This is a genomic window from Halospina denitrificans, assembly GCF_004364635.1.
In the GTDB taxonomy this organism is placed as follows: Bacteria; Pseudomonadota; Gammaproteobacteria; order Pseudomonadales; family Oleiphilaceae; genus Halospina; species Halospina denitrificans.
The window spans coordinates 108790-128382 of the sequence record NZ_SOAX01000006.1 but is presented as its reverse complement, the minus strand read 5'-3'; the positions used below and the strand labels follow the sequence as shown (position 1 = coordinate 128382).

The 19593-nt window shown below is 62.4% G+C and carries 17 protein-coding genes; 8 read left to right on the top strand and 9 right to left on the bottom strand.

The features are described 5' to 3' along the window. The first annotated feature begins 28 nt into the window (after positions 1–28). Positions 29–2632, top strand: a complete 2604-nt coding sequence (gene mutS / locus DES49_RS12570; protein ID WP_133736773.1) for a DNA mismatch repair protein MutS — start codon at positions 29–31, stop codon at positions 2630–2632. A 111-nt stretch (positions 2633–2743) separates the two neighbouring features. After that, positions 2744–3070 carry a ferredoxin FdxA gene (fdxA, locus tag DES49_RS12565; RefSeq protein WP_133736772.1) on the top strand — a complete coding sequence of 109 codons (327 nt, stop codon included), beginning with the start codon at positions 2744–2746 and terminating at the stop codon, positions 3068–3070. Here fdxA and DES49_RS12560 read toward each other — a convergent pair whose 3' ends face one another. Next, on the bottom strand, positions 3071–3736 hold the full coding sequence (locus DES49_RS12560; RefSeq protein WP_341776813.1) for a class I SAM-dependent methyltransferase: 666 nt from the start codon (positions 3734–3736) through the stop codon (positions 3071–3073). 94 nt (positions 3737–3830) lie between these two features. Between DES49_RS12560 and DES49_RS12555 the strand changes: the two genes are divergently transcribed. Then, entirely contained in the window at positions 3831–4877 is a 1047-nt protein-coding gene (locus tag DES49_RS12555; RefSeq protein WP_133736771.1) for a methyltransferase domain-containing protein, read from the top strand. Here the strand turns inward: DES49_RS12555 and DES49_RS12550 are convergent, their stop codons facing one another. The 7 genes from DES49_RS12550 to DES49_RS12520 form a co-directional block, all read right to left on the bottom strand. Further along, positions 4878–5738, bottom strand: a complete 861-nt coding sequence (locus tag DES49_RS12550) for a slipin family protein (protein ID WP_133736770.1) — start codon at positions 5736–5738, stop codon at positions 4878–4880. Beyond that, entirely contained in the window at positions 5731–7146 is a 1416-nt protein-coding gene (locus DES49_RS12545; protein WP_133736769.1) for an NfeD family protein, read from the bottom strand. Before DES49_RS12545 ends, DES49_RS12550 begins: the two co-directional genes overlap by 8 nt. 286 nt (positions 7147–7432) lie before the next feature. Beyond that, on the bottom strand, positions 7433–8197 hold the full coding sequence (locus tag DES49_RS12540; protein WP_133736768.1) for an SDR family oxidoreductase: 765 nt from the start codon (positions 8195–8197) through the stop codon (positions 7433–7435). Positions 8198–8415: 218 nt separating this feature from the next. Then, on the bottom strand, positions 8416–9108 hold the full coding sequence (locus DES49_RS12535) for a histidine phosphatase family protein (RefSeq protein ID WP_133736767.1): 693 nt from the start codon (positions 9106–9108) through the stop codon (positions 8416–8418). 12 nt (positions 9109–9120) lie between these two features. Beyond that, entirely contained in the window at positions 9121–10185 is a 1065-nt protein-coding gene (locus tag DES49_RS12530; protein WP_133736766.1) for a phosphotransferase family protein, read from the bottom strand. Between the two features lie 11 nt (positions 10186–10196). Beyond that, positions 10197–11012: an SDR family oxidoreductase gene (locus tag DES49_RS12525; RefSeq protein ID WP_133736765.1), complete on the bottom strand. Its 816-nt coding sequence runs from the start codon at positions 11010–11012 to the stop codon at positions 10197–10199. Between the two features lie 15 nt (positions 11013–11027). After that, positions 11028–12233: an acyl-CoA dehydrogenase family protein gene (locus DES49_RS12520; RefSeq protein ID WP_133736764.1), complete on the bottom strand. Its 1206-nt coding sequence runs from the start codon at positions 12231–12233 to the stop codon at positions 11028–11030. A gap of 463 nt (positions 12234–12696) precedes the next feature. Between DES49_RS12520 and DES49_RS12515 the strand changes: the two genes are divergently transcribed. Continuing rightward, complete coding sequence (locus DES49_RS12515) at positions 12697–13602, top strand: LysR family transcriptional regulator (RefSeq protein ID WP_341776812.1); 906 nt, start codon at positions 12697–12699, stop codon at positions 13600–13602. Here DES49_RS12515 and DES49_RS12510 read toward each other — a convergent pair. Continuing rightward, complete coding sequence (locus DES49_RS12510; RefSeq protein ID WP_133736763.1) at positions 13587–13937, bottom strand: hypothetical protein; 351 nt, start codon at positions 13935–13937, stop codon at positions 13587–13589. The two genes, DES49_RS12515 and DES49_RS12510, sit on opposite strands and share 16 nt — an antisense overlap. 121 nt (positions 13938–14058) lie before the next feature. Here DES49_RS12510 and DES49_RS12505 point away from each other — a divergent pair, with 121 nt between their 5' ends. From DES49_RS12505 to DES49_RS12490, 4 genes are read left to right on the top strand one after another with little or no spacing between them, the layout of a single operon-like run. Next, on the top strand, positions 14059–15219 hold the full coding sequence (locus DES49_RS12505; protein ID WP_133736762.1) for an isocitrate/isopropylmalate dehydrogenase family protein: 1161 nt from the start codon (positions 14059–14061) through the stop codon (positions 15217–15219). A gap of 5 nt (positions 15220–15224) precedes the next feature. Then, positions 15225–16190, top strand: a complete 966-nt coding sequence (locus DES49_RS12500) for an AAA family ATPase (protein ID WP_133736761.1) — start codon at positions 15225–15227, stop codon at positions 16188–16190. Between the two features lie 4 nt (positions 16191–16194). Beyond that, complete coding sequence (locus DES49_RS12495; RefSeq protein ID WP_208297042.1) at positions 16195–17400, top strand: DUF58 domain-containing protein; 1206 nt, start codon at positions 16195–16197, stop codon at positions 17398–17400. Beyond that, positions 17397–19592, top strand: coding sequence for a transglutaminase TgpA family protein (locus tag DES49_RS12490; RefSeq protein ID WP_133736759.1), 2196 nt, complete (start codon positions 17397–17399; stop codon positions 19590–19592). Before DES49_RS12495 ends, DES49_RS12490 begins: the two co-directional genes overlap by 4 nt. Position 19593: the final 1 nt, after the last annotated feature.

Genomic DNA, 19593 nt, shown 5'->3' with positions numbered 1-19593 from the left:
CAGCCTTCAAGTGTCTAGAATCGACGCCATGTCCGCAGCCGAACCCGAACTCAGCAATCACACGCCCATGATGCGCCAGTATCTGCAGCTCAAGGCGGAACATCCCGACGAGCTGTTCTTCTACCGCATGGGCGATTTCTACGAACTATTCTACGACGACGCCCGCAAGGCCGCCGAGCTCCTCGATATTACCCTGACCGCACGCGGCCAGTCCGCAGGGCAGCCGGTTCCCATGGCCGGGGTACCCTACCATTCCGCGGAGAACTATATTGCGCGGCTGGTGCGCGGCGGCCATTCCATCGCCATCTGCGAGCAGACCGGAGACCCCGAAGCCAGCAAGGGGCCGGTGGAACGTCGCGTAGTCCGTATCGTAACGCCGGGAACACTGAGTGACGAGGCACTCCTTGAGGAGCGCCGGGATAACCTGTTGATCGCGATCCACTGCCATCGCGGGGCCTTCGGCATTGCCAGCCTGGAGCTGTCCTCAGGCCATTTCGCGGTCCAGGAGCTGGAAGGTGAGGAGGCACTTACCGCCGAACTCCAGCGCCTGCGGCCGGCCGAGATCCTGGTCAGCGAGGACTTCCCCTACACCCAGCTTCTTGAGGGCTACACCGGCATCCGCCGGCAGGGGCCCTGGCATTTCGAAATGGACAGCGCCCATCGCCTGCTGACCCGCCAGCTCCAGGTCCAGGACCTGCGCGGCTTCGGCTGTGAGGACCTGACCCTGGCGATCCAGGCTGCGGGCTGCCTGCTCCAGTACGCGCGTGATACCCAGCGTAACCAGCTGCCACACATCCGCAGGCTCTCGCGGGAACGCCGTGAGGAAAGCGTGCTCATGGATGCGGCCAGCCGGCGAAACCTGGAAATCGACACCAACCTCAATGGCGGCCAGCAGCATACCCTGGCCTGGGTCATGGATCGCACGGCCACGGCCATGGGCGGACGCCTTCTGCGCCGCTGGCTGCACCGGCCACTGCGCGATATCGACACCGTCAGCCAGCGCCGGGACGCGGTCAGCGCCCTGCTCGACGGCCACCACCACGAGCCCATCCATGACATCCTGAAGGGCATCGGCGACATCGAGCGTATCCTGTCCCGGGTGGGCCTGCGCTCCGCCCGGCCACGGGACCTGGCTCGCCTGCGCGATGCCCTCAACCGCCTCCCGGAACTCCAGGAGGCGATGGCGTCCACTCCGTCGGAACACGTTGCCGGCCTTGCCGAGCGTATCGGCCAGTACCCGCAACTCGCCGCCGTGCTGGAAAAGGCCATCGTGGACAACCCACCGGTGGTCATCCGCGATGGCGGCGTGATCCGGGGCGGCTACGACGAAACCCTGGACGAACTGGCCAGCCTGAGCGAGAACGCCGGAGCCTACCTGGTCCAGGTTGAGGAACGCGAGCGCGAGCGCACCGGCATCTCCACGCTCAAGGTGGGTTACAACCGGGTGCATGGCTATTACATCGAGATCAGCCGGAGCCAGTCCGACCAGGCGCCCACGGGCTACATTCGCCGCCAGACCCTCAAGAACGCCGAGCGCTTCATCACGCCGGAGCTCAAGGAGTTCGAGGACAAGGCCCTGAGCGCCAAGAGCCGCGCCCTGGCCCGGGAGAAGGGTCTTTACGACGAACTGGTGGAACAGATTGCCGGCGATATCGGTCCACTCCAGGATACGGCGGCCGCCCTGTGCGAGCTGGACGTGCTGGCCAATTTTGCGGAGCGGGCCCAGACACTGCGCTTCAATCCACCGGATTTCTCGGAAAATCCGGGGCTGGAAATCCAACAGGGGCGCCACCCGGTCGTGGAATTCCTGCAGGACGACCCCTTTGTCCCCAACGACCTGCACCTGGACGAAGAGCGCCGCATGCTCATCATTACCGGCCCCAACATGGGCGGTAAGTCCACCTATATGCGCCAGGCAGCGCTGATTGCCCTGCTCGCCTATACCGGCAGCCATGTCCCGGCGGAAAGCGCCGTCCTGGGACCGGTGGACCGCATATTCACACGCATGGGCGCCTCGGATGACATCGCCAGCGGCCGCTCCACCTTCATGGTGGAAATGACCGAGACCGCCAACATCCTCCACAACGCCACCCCGGAAAGCCTGGTGTTGATGGATGAGGTCGGGCGAGGCACCAGCACCTTCGACGGCCTGTCCCTGGCCTGGGCGGCGGCGGAACGCCTCGCCCGCAGGGTCAAGAGCTACACGCTCTTCGCCACCCATTACTTCGAGCTGACCGCCCTGCCCGAGCACGTTGGCCATGCCTGCAATGTTCATCTTACCGCCACAGAGCACGACGATCGCATCGTTTTCCTGCACAGTGTCCATGAAGGGCCGGCAAACCAGAGCTACGGGCTCCAGGTGGCACAGCTGGCGGGGGTTCCCCCAGAGGTGATCGACAATGCTCGGAGCAAACTCAGGGAACTGGAATCGGCAAACGCGGCGGAACCCGCTTCTTCCAGCACCCCGGCGCCAGCCACCCTGCAGGCCGATATGTTTGCCAGCCTGGAGCCCTCGCCGGAGGAAAACGCGCTCCTGGAGCTGAACCCGGACGACATGACGCCACGCCAGGCGCTCAACCGGCTCTACGAGTTGCGCGAGCAGCTGGAAGCACGACTCAACCCCTCATCTTGAGGTCGGTCATTGCCGGCGAAGGCGGAGTGCCGTCATGCTAGGGGGTACGGCTTGCAGGCATGACCACGGCACCCTAGAATAGCCGGCTCTGATGAAAAGCAGGATTCAATCATGACCTTTGTTGTTACAGAGAACTGCATCAAGTGCAAATACACGGATTGCGTGGAAGTCTGTCCCGTGGACTGCTTCTATGAAGGGCCCAATTTCCTGGCCATTGATCCGGACGAGTGCATCGACTGCGCCCTCTGTGAGCCCGAGTGTCCCGCCGAAGCGATCTACTCCGAGGACGAAGTGCCGGACGATCAGGCCGTATTCCTGGAAATCAATGCGGATATGGCCGCCAAGTGGCCCAACATCACCGAGAAGAAGGATCCGCCGCCGGATGCCGAGGAGTGGGATGGTGTCCCCGGCAAGAAGCAGTATCTCGAAGAGGGCTGATCACCCAGCCCTCCCTGCCTTCCGGAACAGCGCCACATCCTTGCGCGGAATCGTGCACTCCCACCCGAAACGCCCGGCCAGCACCCGCATCGTCTCCTGACGGTAGAATACGACATGGGTCGGATCACGCCGGTAATGCCAGCCGGCGAACCGCTCATCGTCCGTCTGGAAACAGGTCATCACGCCCAGCCAGCCGCCGGGATTCAGGCACTGATCCAGAAGCTGGAAGGTGCCGGCCGGATCGTGCAGGTGCTCAACCACCTCGGTACAGGTAACGAAGTCGTAGGTATCCGACAGCAGGCGCTGATCCGGGGCGCAGAAGGGATCGTACCCGAGGGTCTGGAATCCGGACTCATTCAGCATGGCAATCAGCGCAGGGCCGGGTCCACAGCCGAAATCCAGCCCCCTGGCGCCGGGGTCAAGGCGCGGCATGAGCACATCCGCAAGTCTGCCCAGAAAACGGCGGTACCCGGGATCGCTAACGTCATTCCGGTGCTGGTCGTATTCAGCCTTCTCCGCGGAGGGCAGCGGACGCTGATCCGGGGCCAGAAACGTGGCCATGCAGTCCGGGCACCGGTAATAATGACGCTCCGCCACGCTCATGAAAAAATGGGGTGCTACCGATTCACAGACCGGACACGAATACGGGTGCGCTTCCTGTAACAATCAGGGTCGCTCCTTGTCCAAATAGTGCGTTCGTGCAGCGGGCAATGCAGGCGGGAATGCCCCATCGCACCTAATGCAACCGGAGACACCGATTATGCGAGACGAGGTTCAGGATTACTACGGCAAACAGCTGCAGGGCACCGAGGATCTCCAAACCAATGCCTGCTGTGACCAGGCGCCCCCGAACTGGCTGAAACCCATCCTTGCCAGCATCCACGACGAAGTCCTGGCCAAATACTATGGCTGCGGGTTGGTTGCCCCCCAGGAACTGGAAGGCATGCGGATCCTGGATCTGGGCAGCGGCAGTGGCCGGGACTGCTACGTGCTCTCAAAGCTCGTCGGTGAATCCGGTGAAGTGGTGGGCGTGGACATGACCCCGGAACAGCTTGCGGTCGCCCGCCGCCACGAAGAGTATCACCGGGAAACCTTCGGCTACAGCCGCTCCAATGTGCGCTTCCTGGAAGGCTACATTGAGCAGCTCGATGAGCTGGGGCTGGAGGACAATTACTTTGACATTGTCATCTCCAATTGCGTGATCAACCTGAGCCCGGACAAGGAAAAGGTGCTCTCGGAGGTCTTCCGTGTCCTCATGCCCGGGGGAGAGTTCTATTTCTCGGATGTCTACTCGGATCGGCGGATCCCATCCCGCCTGAAGGATGACCCGGTGCTGTACGGCGAATGCCTGTCGGGCGCCCTGTACTGGAATGACTTCCACAACCTGTCCCGCGCCGTGGGCTTCACGGACCCGAGACTGGTGGAAGACAGGCCCCTGACCATTGATAACGAGACCATTGAGGCCAAGCTGGCGCCGGCGCGTTTCTTTTCCGCCACCTACCGGCTTTTCAAGCTGGGCGACCTGGAGCCCCACTGCGAGGACTACGGGCAGGCCGTTATCTATAAGGGCACTGTAGAGGGCGAAGAAGCGCTCTTCCGCCTGGACAAGCACCACCACATCGAGGCGGGCCGGGTCTTCCCGGTCTGTGGCAACACCTGGAAGATGCTGGCGGATACGCGTTTCGCGCCCCACTTCGAGTTCATCGGCAACTTCGAGCGCCATTACGGCATCTTCGAGGGCTGCGGCACCGCACTGCCCTTTGACAGCGCCGACACCTCGGACACCGCCTCCGGTGGCTGCTGCTGATCAGCCCTTATCGGGCTGGTCGCCCATGAGCTCGCTGGTATCGACGAAGCTGTCACTACTGGCGGCTTCTTCCCCGGTATCGGCAGTGTCGAGGTCATCATCCGGCGCATCTGCGCCCAGGCCAAGGCCTTTGCGCAGATCCCGCAGCAGATCCACGGGGAAGACAATGGTGTTGGTCTTGTCACTGGAGATCTCGGTCAGGGTCTGCAGGTAACGAAGCTGCAGGGCTTCAGAACGCTTGGACAGCGTCCTGGCAGCCTCAAGCAGGCGTTTGGACGCCTCATGCTCACCCTCGGCGTGAATGATCTTGGCGCGCCGCGTGCGTTCCGCCTCCGCCTGGCGGGCAATCACCCGGATCATGGACTCATCCAGGTCCACGTGCTTGATCTCAACATTCGAGACCTTGATGCCCCAGGCATCCGTCTGGGAGTCCAGGATATCCTGGATGTCCTCATTAAGCTTGTCCCGGGACGCCAGCATGTCATCCAGTTCATGCTTACCCAGTACTGAACGCAGCGTGGTCTGCGCCAGCTGACTGGTTGCGGCGTAGAAGTTCTCCACATTGATGACCGCGTGCTGCGGGTCCATGACCCGGAAATACAGGACCGCGTTCACCTTGACGGACACGTTATCCCGGGAAATCACGTCCTGGGAGGGCACGTCCAGCACGATGGTGCGCAGATCCGTGCGTACCATCTGCTGAATGAAGGGGATGACAATGATCAGGCCGGGCCCCTTAACCTTCTGGAAGCGGCCAAGCAGGAAGATGACGCCGCGCTCATACTCCCTGAGGATACGGAACATACTGATCAGCAAGCTGATGACGATCAGTACAATGGCGATGGTGAAATATTCAAACATTGGATTGCCCCTCTGGCTTCACCCTGAGTTTAAGTCCTTTAACTTCCAGAATACGCACAATATCGTTTTCGCTGATTGGTTCGTCCGATTCCGCCTGCCAGATTTCACCCAGCACGCGCACGCGGCCTCGACCATTCTCAAATCCATGAATGGCCACCGCCGTGGTCCCCTCCATCCCCTCCTGGCCCGTGACGATGGTCGTGTTCCATGCGTACAGGGCCATACGGACCACGAACACCATGATCACCACGGTGGTCACGGCCAGCGCCGCAATCAGCGGCATGGCAATCTGGTAACCCGGAAGGTCGGTATCCATCAGCATGATTGACCCCACAATAAAGGATACGGCGCCACCGCCGCCCAGGATTCCGAAACTGGGCGAAAAGGCCTCGACCGCCATCAACCCGATACCCAGCAGGATAAGCCCAAGCCCCACATAGCTGATGGGCAGCATCTGGAGTGCATACAACCCCACCAGAAGTGAAATCCCGCCCACGACGCCGGGCACGCCCATGCCGGGGTTATAGAACTCGAGGATCAGGCCATAGATGCCCACCAGCATCAGGATATAAGCCACATTGGGATTGGTGATCACGGTCAGGAATTCCGTGCGCCAGTCCTTCTCCACCCGGGCCAGGCTGTGCTCCTTCAGAGCCAGCATGCGCATCACACCGTTGACGTCCACTTCCCGACCGTCGGCCTGTTCCAGCATATCGGCAAGGCTGTCGGCCCGGATATCGATCACGTTCTTTTCAAGGGCTTCGCTGGAGGAGAGGTTTACCGCTTCCCGCACCGCCGCTTCCGCCCAATCAGCGTTGCGCCCCCGCAGTTCCGCCAGCCCCCGGATATAGGCAACGGCATCATTGATCACCTTCTTATCCATGGCGCTCCGATTATCCGGGGAATCCGCCTCACCTTCCTGAGTATCTTCCGTACCGCCCTCAGTCTGCAGACTGAAAGGCGTATCACCGCCGTCATCACCACCACCGCCACCACCAATCTGCACAGGCGTGGCGGACCCCAGGTTGGTGGCTGGTGCCATGGCGGCAATATGGGAAGCATAAAGAAGGTAGGTTCCAGCGCTGGCAGCACGGGCACCCCTGGGTGTGACATAGGTAGCCACGGGAACGTCCGAGCTGAGAATGGCTTTGATCATATCGCGCATGGAGCTGTCGAGGCCGCCGGGCGTGTCCAGCTCAAGCACCAGCAGATCGGCACCGCCTTCTTCCGCATCGGAAAGGGTTCGGGTGAACCAGTCGCTCACCGCCGGGCCAATGGACCCCTCAAGGGTCATCACCCGGACGTCCGCGGGACCACTACTCTCTTCCGTTTCCTGGGCCTGGGCGGCGAGCAGCAGCAAGCCGCCAAGCATCAACAGGCAGAGATAAAACACCCACCGCGGAGCCATTCGCATCATCAGCGTCCTGCAACCAGTCAGACTGAAAAAGGAGTTCCTGAACCTTTAAGATGGGGGATCAGGACAGGATTGACAAGTGCTCATGCACAAGACTGCGGAATTCGGAAGCCGGCATGGGATACCCCAGAAAGTGACCCGCTCTTCATCCGGAATCTGGATAAAGGATCGAGCTTGAGCTCGTTCACCGGAGCGCCAGAGGAATGTAAATACGTTTTGAATCGGGAAAGAAAAAGCCGGAACCACCGGGGAGAAGTTAGTGGTTCCGGCGGGTAACGGGTTAGACGGTGAGGTAGCCGCCATCCACGTTCAGGCAGGTGCCGGTGGTGTAACTTGCGGCGTCGGAGACGAGGTAGAGAACCGCGCCGGCCATTTCGCTGGGTTCGGCGATCCGCTTCTGGGGGATGTGTGCCAGGGCCTGCTGCTTGATGCTGTCGTTGGTGGTCAGGGCACTGGCGAACTTGGTGTCGGTCAGGCCCGGCAGCAGCGCATTCACGCGCACGCCCTTGGTGCCCAGTTCGGTGGCGAAGGACTTGGTCATCTGGATGACGGCGGCCTTGCTGATGGAGTAGATGCCCTGGTAGTGGCCGGGGATGACGCCGTTGACGGAGGCGACGTTCACGATGGAGCCGCCGCCGTTTTTCTTCATGAGGTTCACGCCCTTGCTGGTCATGAAGAAGTAGCCGCGGATGTTGACGTCGATGGTTTTCTGGAAGGCGGTTTCGTCGGTGTCTTCGATGGGGCCGAAGTAGGGGTTGGCGGCGGCGTTGTTGACGAGGATGTCGAGTTTGCCGTAGCGACCTTCGATGTCGGCGAAGATGGCGTCGATCTGTTCCATTTCTCCGATGTGGCAGGCGATGGCTTCGGCTTTGCCGCCGTCGTCGCGGATGGCCTTGGCGACGGCTTCGCAGCCGTCGATCTTGCGGCTGGAGACGATGACCTGGGCGCCTTGTTTGGCGAGTAGTTTGGCGATTTCTTCGCCGATGCCGCGGCTGGCGCCGGTTACTAATGCTATGCGTCCGGTGAGATCGAAAAGGTCGCTCATTGTTTCAGTCCTTCTTCATGTTTGTTTGCCGGCAACTTCAGAATTGCCGGTTGTTTGGGAGTTTGCTGGTCGCAGGGATTGGGGCCCCTCAAACGGGAATCGCTGTAAATACGTCCCTGTACGCTGCCCTCCGCCATCCATGGCTCCGGAGCTTCCCGTTTGAGGGGCCCCAATCCCTGCTCATCCCGTGCTTCCTGTGAATTATTCGTTCGCCGAAATCATCGGTAGGTCACCAAGCCAGGATCCTCACCTTCCAGATGACCGTAACTGTTGAAAACCGCCAGGCTGCGACGGCTGCCGCTGAACAGGACCCGTGAAATACTGGCGTTGGCCAGGACTTCGTTGAGTTTCAGGGCGCGGCGGTCGTCCAGGTCGAGCAGGGACTGGGCGATGACGCTGATGGGGCCGCCGGAGGTGATGGCGTAGATGTCTTTGGCGTCGCCGGCGTCGTGGATGATGTCGTCCAGGCCCTTGGTGACCCGGTCGCGGAAGTCGCGCCAGGGTTCGGGGTAGTCGGCGTCGTTGTGGCCGCTGACCCAGCGGGTGATGGCTTCGGTGAAGGCTTTCTGGAAGGCCTTTCTGGGGTCGTCGGTTTTGGCCAGTTCACGGGTCATGACATCCGGGTTGGCCCAGCCGGGGCGGTAGGCTTCGAGGACGGACAGGTGGTCGAATTCGTTGAGTCCGGGGTGGATGCCGGGTTCGGGGAGTCCGTCGCCGTAGCCTTCGGTCATGGCGTCGATGGTTTCGCGGTGGCGGCGGAGTTCGCCGCCAATGATCTGGTCCGGCGTTGTGTGGCGGGCCAGCCAGCGGCCGAGGACTCGGCCCTGCTCCCACCCCTTGGGTGAGAGTCGGTCGTAGTCGGAGGCGCCGAAGCTGGCCTGGCCGTGGCGGATCAGGTGCAGGGTTGCCATGGGTCCGCTCCGCTAGAGGCTGCTCTGGTCGATCAGGCGCTTGCAGCGCTGTTCGAGGTAGTTCGCGGCCTGGCCGAAGCCGGCGAAGCGCTTGTCCGTGGTCTGGCCGTGGTAGTAGCGGTAGTAGATCTGCTGCACGATGCCGGCCAGGCGGAAGAGGCCGTAGACTTCGTAGAAGTCGAAGTTCTCGGCGTGGTAGCCAGAGCGCTCCATGTAGTAGGCCACGACCTCGTCGCGGGTCATCATGCCTGGGCGGTGCGTGGGCTGGCGGCGCAGCATCTGGAAGAACTGGTCGTCGTCGGCCTGGACCCAGTACGCGAGGCTGTTGCCCAGGTCCATGAGCGGGTCGCCCAAGGTGGCCATTTCCCAGTCCAGGATGCCGATCACTTCGAAGGGGTTGTCCGGGTTGAGGACGACGTTATCGAAGCGGAAGTCGTTGTGGATGATGCAGGTGGCCACATCCTCCGGCATTTTCTCCTGCAGCCAGGCCATCACGGATTCGAAGTCCGCCACGTCCTCGGTACGCGCCTTGCGGAAACGGTCGCTCCAGCCGTCGATCTGGCGCTTGACGTAACCTGCGCCCTTGCCGATCTGGTCGAGGCCGGCGGACTGGTAATCCACGCGGTGCAGGTCCACCAGCTTGTCGACAACGTTTTTGCAGAGCTTGTTGGTATCCGACTCACTCAGCTCGAAACCCTCGGGAAAATCCTGGCGCAGGATGATGCCTTCCAGGCGCTCCATCACGTAGAAATCATCCCCCAGCACGCTGTGGTCATCGCAGATGGCGATGATGTTGGGCACGTAGGGATACACCGGCTTCAGCGCGCTCATGATGCGCGCTTCGCGCAGCATGTCGTGGGCGGACTTGGCCTTGTGACCGAAGGGCGGACGCCGCAGCACAAAGGAGCGATCACCGTAGTCGATCTGGTAGGTCAGGTTCGAGGCGCCGCCCGGGTACTGGCGGATCACGGGCTCGCCACTGAGTTCCGGCAGCTTCTCTTTCATGAAGCCGTCGACAACCGCCGGGTCCAGCGCCTCGCCTTCCCGGATGTCCGTGGGCTGATCAATAAGGGTCATGATTCCACCTTTCAGTTCTGGGTCTGCATCTTCTTCATCCAGCGCTTGCTCTCGAGCCCGAGCAGGAAGTCAAAAGCCTTCGGGCTGGCGCGCTTGATGTACCAGAGCCGCCGTTCGGTCTTGTGCGGCAGCACCCAGAACTGGCCCTTGCGCACCGCGCGGGCGATGTCATTTGCGACGTCATCCGCTGTGACGCTGGAGCGCTGCATCAGCTTGTTCACGTTCTTCTGTATGCCGGGAATGCTCGAGCGCATGGAGCTGGTCAGGTTGGTCTGGAAGAAGGCCGGGCAGACCACGCAGACGTTCACGCCGGTGCCGATGAACTCATGGTTCATGGTTTCGGAAAGCGCGATGACTCCGGCCTTGGAAACGTTGTAGCTGTTCATCAGAGGCGCCAGCATAAGGCCGGCCATGGAGGCGATGTTGACGATGGTGCCACTACCCTGCTCCTTCAGGACCGGCGTGAACACCTTGCAGCCCCGGACCACGCCCATGACGTTGATGTCCAGGATCCACTCCCAGTCGGCAATGGTGGTGTCCTCGATGGAGCCCGCGGAGGCCACGCCCGCGTTGTTCACGACCACATCCACGCCGCCCCAGTCCTTCACCAGGCGGTCCTTCACTTTCTCGAAATCCGAGATCCGGCGGACATCGCACTCCAGGAAGAGGCCTTCACCGCCTGCCTTGTTGATTTCCGCCTCGGTCTCGACGCCCTGCTCCGGGGTGATGTCACCGATGCAGACCCGCGCCCCCTGGCGTGCGTAGTTCAATGCCAGTGCCCGGCCGAGGCCACTGGCCCCGCCGGTAATGAAAACCCGTTGGCTCATTCCTTGTTTCCCCTGTTATTTATATTTTGCCAGTTCCAGTCGCGCCACCATGGCACGGTGTACTTCATCCGGTCCATCCGCGAGACGCAGGGAGCGGGCCTGGCCATACATGGTCGCCAGCTCGTGATCCTCACTGACACCGCCGCCGCCATGCATCTGGATCGCCTGATCCACGATGTTGCACAGCATCTCCGGAATCGCGGCCTTGATCTGTGACACTTCGCTCAATGCCCCGCCGATACCCTTGGTATCCAGCAGCCAGGCCGTCTTGAGCGTCAGCAGCCGTGCCTGCTCAATGTTCATCCGGGCACGGGCAATAATATCCGGATTGCCACCCAGCTTGGCCAGCGGCTTGCCGAAGGCTTCCCGGGACAGGGACCGCTGGATCATGATCTCCAGCGCCCGCTCCGCCGCGCCGATCGCGCGCATGCAATGGTGCACCCGCCCCGGCCCGAGCCGCCCCTGGGCAATTTCAAACCCGGCACCCGGCGCCGTGATGATGGCACTCTTCGGCAGCCGAACGTTATTGAAGCTCACCTCGCCATGCCCGCTCGGCGCATCGTAGTCCCCGAAGACGGTCAGCATCCGCTCAACCTTAACCCCGGGCGTATCCTTGGGGACCACCACCATGGAATGGCGCTGGTGACGGTTCGCCTCCGGGTCGGTCAGCCCCATGAAGATCAGCACCTGGCAGTTCGGATGCCCGATACCGGTACTCCACCACTTACGCCCGTTCAACACCACCTCGTCACCCTCGACCTTAGCGGTGGCGGACATATTGGTCGCATCGGAGGACGCCACGTCCGGCTCGGTCATGCAGAAGGCGGAACGGATCTCACCCGCCAGCAGCGGCTTGAGCCAGCGCTCCTGCTGCTCCTCGGAGCCGTAGTAATACAGCACTTCCATATTGCCGGTATCGGGCGCGTTGCAGTTGAAGATCTCCGGAGCGATATAGCTGCGCCCGGTCTGCTCCGCAATAGCGGCATAGTCAGCATTGCTTAGCCCGGCACCCAGATCACTCTTGGGCAGGAACATGTTCCAAAGCCCCTGACTCTTCGCCTTGGCCTTGAGTTCTTCGATAACCGGCAGGACAACCCAGGGGTTATCGAGGCTGCGCAGTTCCCGCAGATACTCGGGTTCCACGGGTTCAATTTCGTCTTTCATGAACTGCCGGACCCGATTATAAAAATCCTGGCCCTTCTCGGAGAGTTCAAAATCCATGGCAGCCTCCCGGTTTTGCCTCTGGGTTTGGGTCGGGGAGGAGCGGGTGGCCTCTTCCGGGAACCGCTATGAATACATCCATGTACGCTGCCCTCCGCCATCCATGGCTCCGGAGCTTCCCGGAAGAGGCCACCCGCTCATCCCCTATTAGCCTGATACTTCACGAGTCTAGGAGCCTGGACTGCATTAGGCCACTGAATTATTCTTATCCCACGTTATTCGTTTCACTAATACCAATTCAGTTCACGTCCGGACTCCCCGCACAAGGTAGAAAAGGGCTGGTCGTGGTGCTGGGGGCCGGGTGTGGTGCAGCTTTCCGGGACCGTCTTTCGCCATGGATGGCGAAAGCGAGCCTACAGGGACGTATTCACGGCGTGTCCCGGAAAGCTGCACCACACCCGGCCCCCAGCACCACGACCAGCCCCCGGCACAAAAGCCAACAAACCAGAGAGGCCAGCAAAAAGTGATACCAACCAACCGCCTGGACCTGAACCTCCTGAACATATTCATCACGATCTACCGGGAAAGCAGCCTGACCAAGGCAAGCGAAATCCTGCACCTGACTCAGCCGGCAGTGAGCCACTCCCTGGCAAGGCTAAGGGAGCAATTCGATGACCCCCTCTTCCGCCGCCAGGGCAACAAGATGGTCCCCACCCCCCTGGCCCAACGCCTGGCTAACTCCATCCACCCCGGCCTGAGCGAAATCCACGCCGCGCTGAACTCGTTTCATGATTTTGCCCCGGAACAACAACCCCGAGTTTTCAACATCGCTCTGCGTGATGTCCTGGAAGCCACCTTCCTGCCCCCGCTCATGCAGGACATGGCGAATTATCCGGGTATTGAAGTGGTCAGTAAGCGGGTGCCGCGACGGGAAATGGAGCAGCAGCTTGCCTCCGGGAAGCTTGATTTCGCGGTGGATGTCCTGCTGCCGGTCAGCGATCAGACAGCGCACGAACGGCTGCATGAGGATCAGCTGGTGGTGGTGGCTTGGAAGGATCATCCGGTGGCGGGGGAACAAATCAGCATGCAGGACTATCTGGCCCAGAATCACATACTGGTCTCCTCCCGTTCGGAGGGCCAGGGGCTGGAGGATTTTGCGCTGAGTGCTCGCGGGCAGCGGCGCAAGATCGTGCTGCGGTGCCAGCACTATTTCGCGGCCTGCCGGGTGGCCTCCGAGACGGATCTGCTGGTGACCATGCCGGCCACCTACGCCGGCATCATCAGCCAGTACCTGGATGTCTGCCTGATGGCGGCGCCGGAGACCATGCCGGATGTGGACGTGCACCTGTACTGGCACCGCCAGTACGAACGGGAACCGGCGCTGATGTGGTTCCGGGAACGGTTGCGCCAGCTTCAGGCGACCAGGTAGAGGCCGCCGAACAGCAGCCCACCCGCCAACGCGGAACTCACCAGCACGACCGAAAAACCCCAGAGGAGCACAGTGGCTTCATGGATCTGGGGCATGACGCCTCGGGCGCTGCGGAAGAAGGCAAAGGTTCCGAGGATGGGCCCGCCGAATCCCATGAACAGCAGTCCGACCCCAAATCCTGCAAAGGTCCAGACGGCGATGATGCGGGAGCGTTCGAAAAGCCGTTCCGTGTCCCCCATGCTCCGCATGAAAAGGGCCGCCCCACCCCACATCAGGCCGAAGGTGAGCAGGATCAGCAGCAGTCCGATGGCAAAGATAATCACTCGATAGAACATGAATCAGTCCGGGAACACGGGGTCGGGAAATGATAGCGCATCAATTTGAATATAGAACTTGCCACAAAAACAACAGCACCTACAGTAGAAAATGTCATCTTCTCTTTCAGGATAACGCGCCATGAGCACTGCCAAACCAGCCCGCGTTGCGGTCACACCCGGGGACGGCATCGGCCCCGAAGTCATCCACCAGTCGCTTCGCGTACTGGAGCATCTGCGTAGCCAATACGGACTGCCGCTGGAATGGGATCAACTGGAATGGCCTTCCACGGACTGGCACCGCCGCCACGGCAGCATGATGCCGGAGGATGCCATGGAACAGCTGGCCGCCTACGACGCCATCCTGCTGGGGGCACTGGGCGACCCCGGGCCACGCCGGGATCCCAACCGCTACGTGCTCTCGGACAGCGTTTCTCTCTCCCCGCTTCTGGAGATGCGCAAGGGCTTTGACCAGTGGGTCTGTGAACGCCCCGCCCGCCAGCTTCGCGGAGCCCGGCAGTACCTGGCGGACCCGCGCGCGGCGGATACCGACATGCTGGTGATCCGCGAGAACAGCGAGGGCGAGTACGTTGGTCAGGGCGGGCGGCTGCGCCAGGGCCAGCCCGGCGAAATCGCCACCCAGACCGAGATCTTCACGCGTTTCGCCACCGAACGCATCATCCGGTACGCCTTTGACCGGGCGCAAAAACGGGCGGCGGAACGCCGCGCGGCGAACGAGGCCCGCACCTTCGAGGCGCTGGACGGGCAGACGTACGAGAGCCAGGTCTGCGTCATCACCAAGCGCAACGCCCTGCGGTACTGGGGTGACCTCTATACCGAGGTATTCGCCGAAGTGGCGAAGGACTACCCGGACGTGGCGACGACCCATGAGCTGATCGATGCCGCCTGCATGAAGTTCGTCCAGGCGCCCTGGCAGTTCGACGTGGTCGTGGCGAGCAATCTGCAGGGGGACATCCTCACGGACCTGGCAGCGGTCATCTCCGGCGGCCTGGGCGTGGCGCCGTCCTGCAACCTCAACCCGGACGACCCCAGCCGCCCCTCCATGTTCGAACCCACCCACGGCAGCGCCCCGGACATTGCCGGCGAGAACAAGGCCGACCCCACGGCCATGCTCTTCACCACCGCCCGCATGCTGGACTGGCTGGGTGAAACCAGGCCACCCCTGGCTGACGCCGGCAAGGCCCTGTTTGAGGCCGTTGCCGCCGACCTGGAAGAGCACGGCCACGAGACGCGCGCCACCGATGCCATTGGTGACGCCATCCTCGCGCGATTGGGAGCCTGATGCTGATGGAGGAACAAAGCCCCAAAGAAGCCCTGACCGCCCTGCACAGGAACCTGTCCTCGGTCATTCTGGGCAAGAGCGAGACAATGAAACTGCTGCTCGTGGCGCTGATCTGCCGTGGCCATGTATTGCTCGAGGATGTCCCCGGCCTGGGCAAGACCACCCTGGCACGGGCCCTTGCGACCTCGCTCAACGTGGATTTCAAGCGGCTCCAGTGCACCCCGGACCTGCTGCCCTCGGACATCACCGGCGTCAATATCTTCTCCCAGGAGGAACACGCGTTCCGCTTCATACCGGGTCCCGTCTTCACCAACATACTGGTAGCGGACGAAATCAACCGCGCCACGCCCCGGAGCCAGTCGGCCCTGCTGGAAGCCATGGCCGAAGGCCAGGTGAGCCTGGAGCGCGAAACACACGCCCTTCCTGATCCCTTCCTGGTGATCGCCACCCAGAACCCGATTGAGTTCAGCGGCACCTACCCGTTGCCGGAAGCACAGATGGATCGCTTCTTCATGCGTATTTCCCTGGGCTATCCGGAGCACGAGGACGAAGTCCGCATCATGCGAAGCCAGCGGAACGGACACCCGCTCGAGGCCATTCAACCCGTGATGTCCGCGGAACAGCTCCAGAGCTGGCAGCGTTACGCGGAGCGAATCACCCTCAGCGACACCATCATGGATTACATCGCCCGCATCGTACGCGCCACCCGGGACTTCCCCGGCATTCGCCTGGGCGCCAGCCCGCGGGGGTCGCTTGCATTGATGCGTGCCGCCCGCGCCATGGCGCTGTTAAGCGGTGAGAAGGAGGTAACCCCCGAACGGGTCCAGCAGGTGGCGCCCTCGGTGCTGCTGCACCGGCTGGTGTTCAAGGACGCCAGCCTGGCCACGCCCCAGGACCAGGCCCGGGTGCTGGAACGCCTGATGGAAGAGGTCGCCGTGCCGGACAACCCGAGCGCGGATGCCACGGCCTGAGCCCATGCCCCTGAAAGAGCGCATCAAGCAGCACCTCAGCCTGCACTGGTTCCTGTGGCTGCTCGCCCTGGCCTGTTTCCTGATTGCCTGGAACCGGGGCCTGGCGCTGCTCTACGGCATGCTGGCGCTGCTGCTGGCGGTGCTGGCGATGTCCTACCTCTATCCCCTGTGGCACCTGCGCGGCATTGGCGTGTCGCGGCCCCGGCAGGCCGAAGCCCAGGTGGGCGGCACCCTGCATCTGCGCTACACGCTGACCCACAGACACAATGCCTATCACATCGAGCTCACCGACGAGCTGCCCTTTGCCGTGGAAGAGGAGCACCCCGGCCATTTTATCTCCCATCTACCGAAACGCGCGGAGCTGGACCTGCCGGTCACCTGTCGCCAGCGGGGCGTGTTCACACTGAGCCGGCTGCGGCTTGCCTGCGCCTACCCCTTCGGGGTCTTCCGTTATCACAAAACCCTGGAAACCCGGCCGATGGAAGTCACCATCCTGCCGCGCACCGTCGCCATTGGCGCGCCGCCGATGCTGACCTCGCGGCAGCACTCCGTCGACGGCACCATCCAGACCACAGGGACCGGTGCCCAGCACGAGTTCGCCGGAGTGCGCGAATACCGCCAGGGTGACAGCCTGCGCCACATCCACTGGGCGGCCTCGGCCCGGCACCAGGAAATGGTGGTCAAGGAATACGAGGACCAGGACCGCCCCAGCCTGCTGGTGGTACTGGACCAGTCCGCCGCCGCCAACATTGGCGAGGCGCCGGAATCCACCTTCGAAACCGCGATAACACTCTGTGCCTCGGTCATCCGCCACGCCATGGAAGCGGGCATGGCCGTGCACGTCATGGGTCGCGGCCAGCATGAAACCCGCTTCAGCGTACCGTCGCACTGTCGTGACATACGGCCCTACCTGGAGCAACTGGCCCACGCCAGCGCTGACGGCAACGATGACGAAGACGCCTATCCCGGCCTGGTTCACGAGGCCCTGGCAACCTTCCCGCAGACCAACACCCTGATGACGTTCCGCAACCGTTCCCGGCGCCAGACGATCGAACCGCCCCCGGGCGTGACCCTTCTGGATATGGAACTGGTGGACGAAAGCTTCATCTATCCATTACGCCGCTTCGAGCAGAGCTGGGGCGACCGGCACGGCAACACCCTGACCTACTCCATCACTCGCAACACGGCGCTGGAGGGGCTTTTCCGATGACGATCGAATCCTTCCGCGTTCACTGGTGGCTGTCCGTGCTCTTCGCCACCGCCGTCGCCGGGGCCCTTTCGGTTCTGGTGTCAGTGCCAGCCGCAATGCTTGGGGGCGCCGCCACGCTCGCAGCCAGCGTCCTCAGCCTCTGGGCGGCCTGGCGCAAACGCGCCCGTGCGGATGCGCTCAAGTGGGCGTCCGACCCGGTGCTGATCGCCGGCATGTTCCTGTTCGTGTTCCTGCTCTTTACTGCCGGTCTGGTGCCCGCGCTGCTGGGACTGCTGTGCGCGGCGCAACTCGGCATGAACCTGGTTTTCCGGCTGCACCGCCACCTCTACTTCAGCCTCATGGTTACCTTCGCGGTGCTGATGTTCGGCGCCTCCCGGGCCACCCATGGCGGCTACCTGCTGTTCTTCGCGCTCTACTGCATCAGCGGCTGCCTCTGTCTGGGTTATGCCTACATGGACCGACAGCTTGGCCAGAACCACAGCGGCGATGCCACACCGGTATGGCGCCATCGGGACAAGGCCCAGGTGTCGCTGGTCCTGATGGTGCTTGCCCTGGGCATCTACCTGGTCATGCCCCGACTTCCGGCCGCCAACATCGGCAACCAGATGGCCAGCGCCCCCGAGTTCTACCAGGACCGCGAATGGGAACAGGAAGCGCAGAGAGACAGCGATCCCCTCCAACAGGACAGGAGCAGGAACAGCGAGAGCCGCGACCCTGGCCGGGAGGGTGGCAGCCCGGCCACTCCCAATGAGGGCAGCACCGGTTACCAGGGGTTCAGCGACCGGATGGACATCCGCGACCCGGATCCGGACAACCAACGCTTCAGTAATGCCATCGTGGCCCGGATGCGGGCCGACAGGGGCGCCTACCTGAAAGTGGAGACCTTTGACCGCTTTGACGGCGTCACCTGGTCCAGGACCAGCAACGGCCAGCGTAAGCACCTGCTTGCGGAAAACGACGGCGACCTGGGCATCACCGGGGAGGACGCCAACTTCCAGCAGCAGATCCACATAGAACAACCCATGGGCCGCTTCATTCCGGCAGCCCCCGTGCCCGCCCTGCTTCACCTGCCCGCCTCGGTGGTGGCCATCGATGCCTACGGCAACATCAAGCTGCCCTCGGGCTTGCAGGACGGCACCCGCTATGCCGTGGAGTCGGTCAGTCGGCAGCATAAAGGCCGCGAGCTGGCGGGCAACACGCCACCACCACGGGACGCCGATCTCGCCCTGCCCGAGGATCTGGATCCACGCATCCAGCAGCTGGCGGAATCCGTTACCGAGGACACGGATAGCCGCTGGCAGGCCGCCCTGGCACTGGAAGAACACCTGCGCACGGAATACGACTACAGCCTGGAATCCGTGTTCGAGTCCCAGAACCGCACGCCACTTCCCCGGTTCCTGTTCGAGGACCGCAAGGGCCACTGTGAATTCTTCGCCAGCTCACTGGCCGTGATGCTCCGCACCCTGGACATCCCCGCCCGCCTGGTCACCGGCTTCTCCGCGACGGACCGCAACCCGCTCACCGGCTATTACGAGATCCGCGCCCTTGACGGCCACGCCTGGGTGGAAGCCTGGATCGACGGTGTCGGCTGGGTCCTGCTGGAACCCACCGCCTATTACCAGCTACCGAAGCCGGAACAGGAGACCCTCACCGCCAACCAGATCCAGGAGTACGCCCAGCGCCTGCAACAAATGGAGAACGCCCTGGGCAACGACCGGGAATTCACCTGGCGGGGTCTGATGCTCGGGCTCTGGGACGTCCTCTACCGTTACAGCATCGCTCTACTGGCCCTGATCAAACTCTTCGTGATGACCGTCTGGCCGTTGCTGATTGGTGGTGCCGCACTCGTTCTGGCCGGCTACCTGCTGTGGCGTCTGAATCGAAACCGGATTCAGGACCGGATCAGTTACTGGCGTGTGAACCGCTACCAGCCCTCGGACCCGAAGCAGGCCGCCGGATTCTACCTGAAGCACCTGCAGGCCATGATGGCGCGGCGCGGTCTTGAGCGTCCGCCAGGGATGACCATTGAGCACTACACCCGGCTACTGGAGGATCAGGCAGATCTCGCCGAGCCACGGGAGATCGTCACCCTGATCAATACGCTGTTCTACAGCGAGGAGGAGGTGCCTGGAAGCGATACCACGGATCCACTTCTGGAGGCGTTCAACCGCCTTTACCATCACCACCGCTGAC

What these genes read in the sequence shown, in the direction of transcription:
- mutS (WP_133736773.1), top strand. Translation starts at nt 29, where the DNA reads ATGTCCGCAGCCGAACCCGAACTCAGCAATCACACGCCCATGATGCGC.
- fdxA (WP_133736772.1), top strand. Translation starts at nt 2,744, where the DNA reads ATGACCTTTGTTGTTACAGAGAACTGCATCAAGTGCAAATACACGGAT.
- DES49_RS12555 (WP_133736771.1), top strand. Translation starts at nt 3,831, where the DNA reads ATGCGAGACGAGGTTCAGGATTACTACGGCAAACAGCTGCAGGGCACC.
- DES49_RS12550 (WP_133736770.1), bottom strand. Translation starts at nt 5,738, where the DNA reads ATGTTTGAATATTTCACCATCGCCATTGTACTGATCGTCATCAGCTTG.
- DES49_RS12545 (WP_133736769.1), bottom strand. Translation starts at nt 7,146, where the DNA reads ATGGCTCCGCGGTGGGTGTTTTATCTCTGCCTGTTGATGCTTGGCGGC.
- DES49_RS12540 (WP_133736768.1), bottom strand. Translation starts at nt 8,197, where the DNA reads ATGAGCGACCTTTTCGATCTCACCGGACGCATAGCATTAGTAACCGGC.
- DES49_RS12535 (WP_133736767.1), bottom strand. Translation starts at nt 9,108, where the DNA reads ATGGCAACCCTGCACCTGATCCGCCACGGCCAGGCCAGCTTCGGCGCC.
- DES49_RS12530 (WP_133736766.1), bottom strand. Translation starts at nt 10,185, where the DNA reads ATGACCCTTATTGATCAGCCCACGGACATCCGGGAAGGCGAGGCGCTG.
- DES49_RS12525 (WP_133736765.1), bottom strand. Translation starts at nt 11,012, where the DNA reads ATGAGCCAACGGGTTTTCATTACCGGCGGGGCCAGTGGCCTCGGCCGG.
- DES49_RS12520 (WP_133736764.1), bottom strand. Translation starts at nt 12,233, where the DNA reads ATGGATTTTGAACTCTCCGAGAAGGGCCAGGATTTTTATAATCGGGTC.
- DES49_RS12510 (WP_133736763.1), bottom strand. Translation starts at nt 13,937, where the DNA reads ATGTTCTATCGAGTGATTATCTTTGCCATCGGACTGCTGCTGATCCTG.
- DES49_RS12505 (WP_133736762.1), top strand. Translation starts at nt 14,059, where the DNA reads ATGAGCACTGCCAAACCAGCCCGCGTTGCGGTCACACCCGGGGACGGC.
- DES49_RS12500 (WP_133736761.1), top strand. Translation starts at nt 15,225, where the DNA reads ATGGAGGAACAAAGCCCCAAAGAAGCCCTGACCGCCCTGCACAGGAAC.
- DES49_RS12495 (WP_208297042.1), top strand. Translation starts at nt 16,195, where the DNA reads ATGCCCCTGAAAGAGCGCATCAAGCAGCACCTCAGCCTGCACTGGTTC.
- DES49_RS12490 (WP_133736759.1), top strand. Translation starts at nt 17,397, where the DNA reads ATGACGATCGAATCCTTCCGCGTTCACTGGTGGCTGTCCGTGCTCTTC.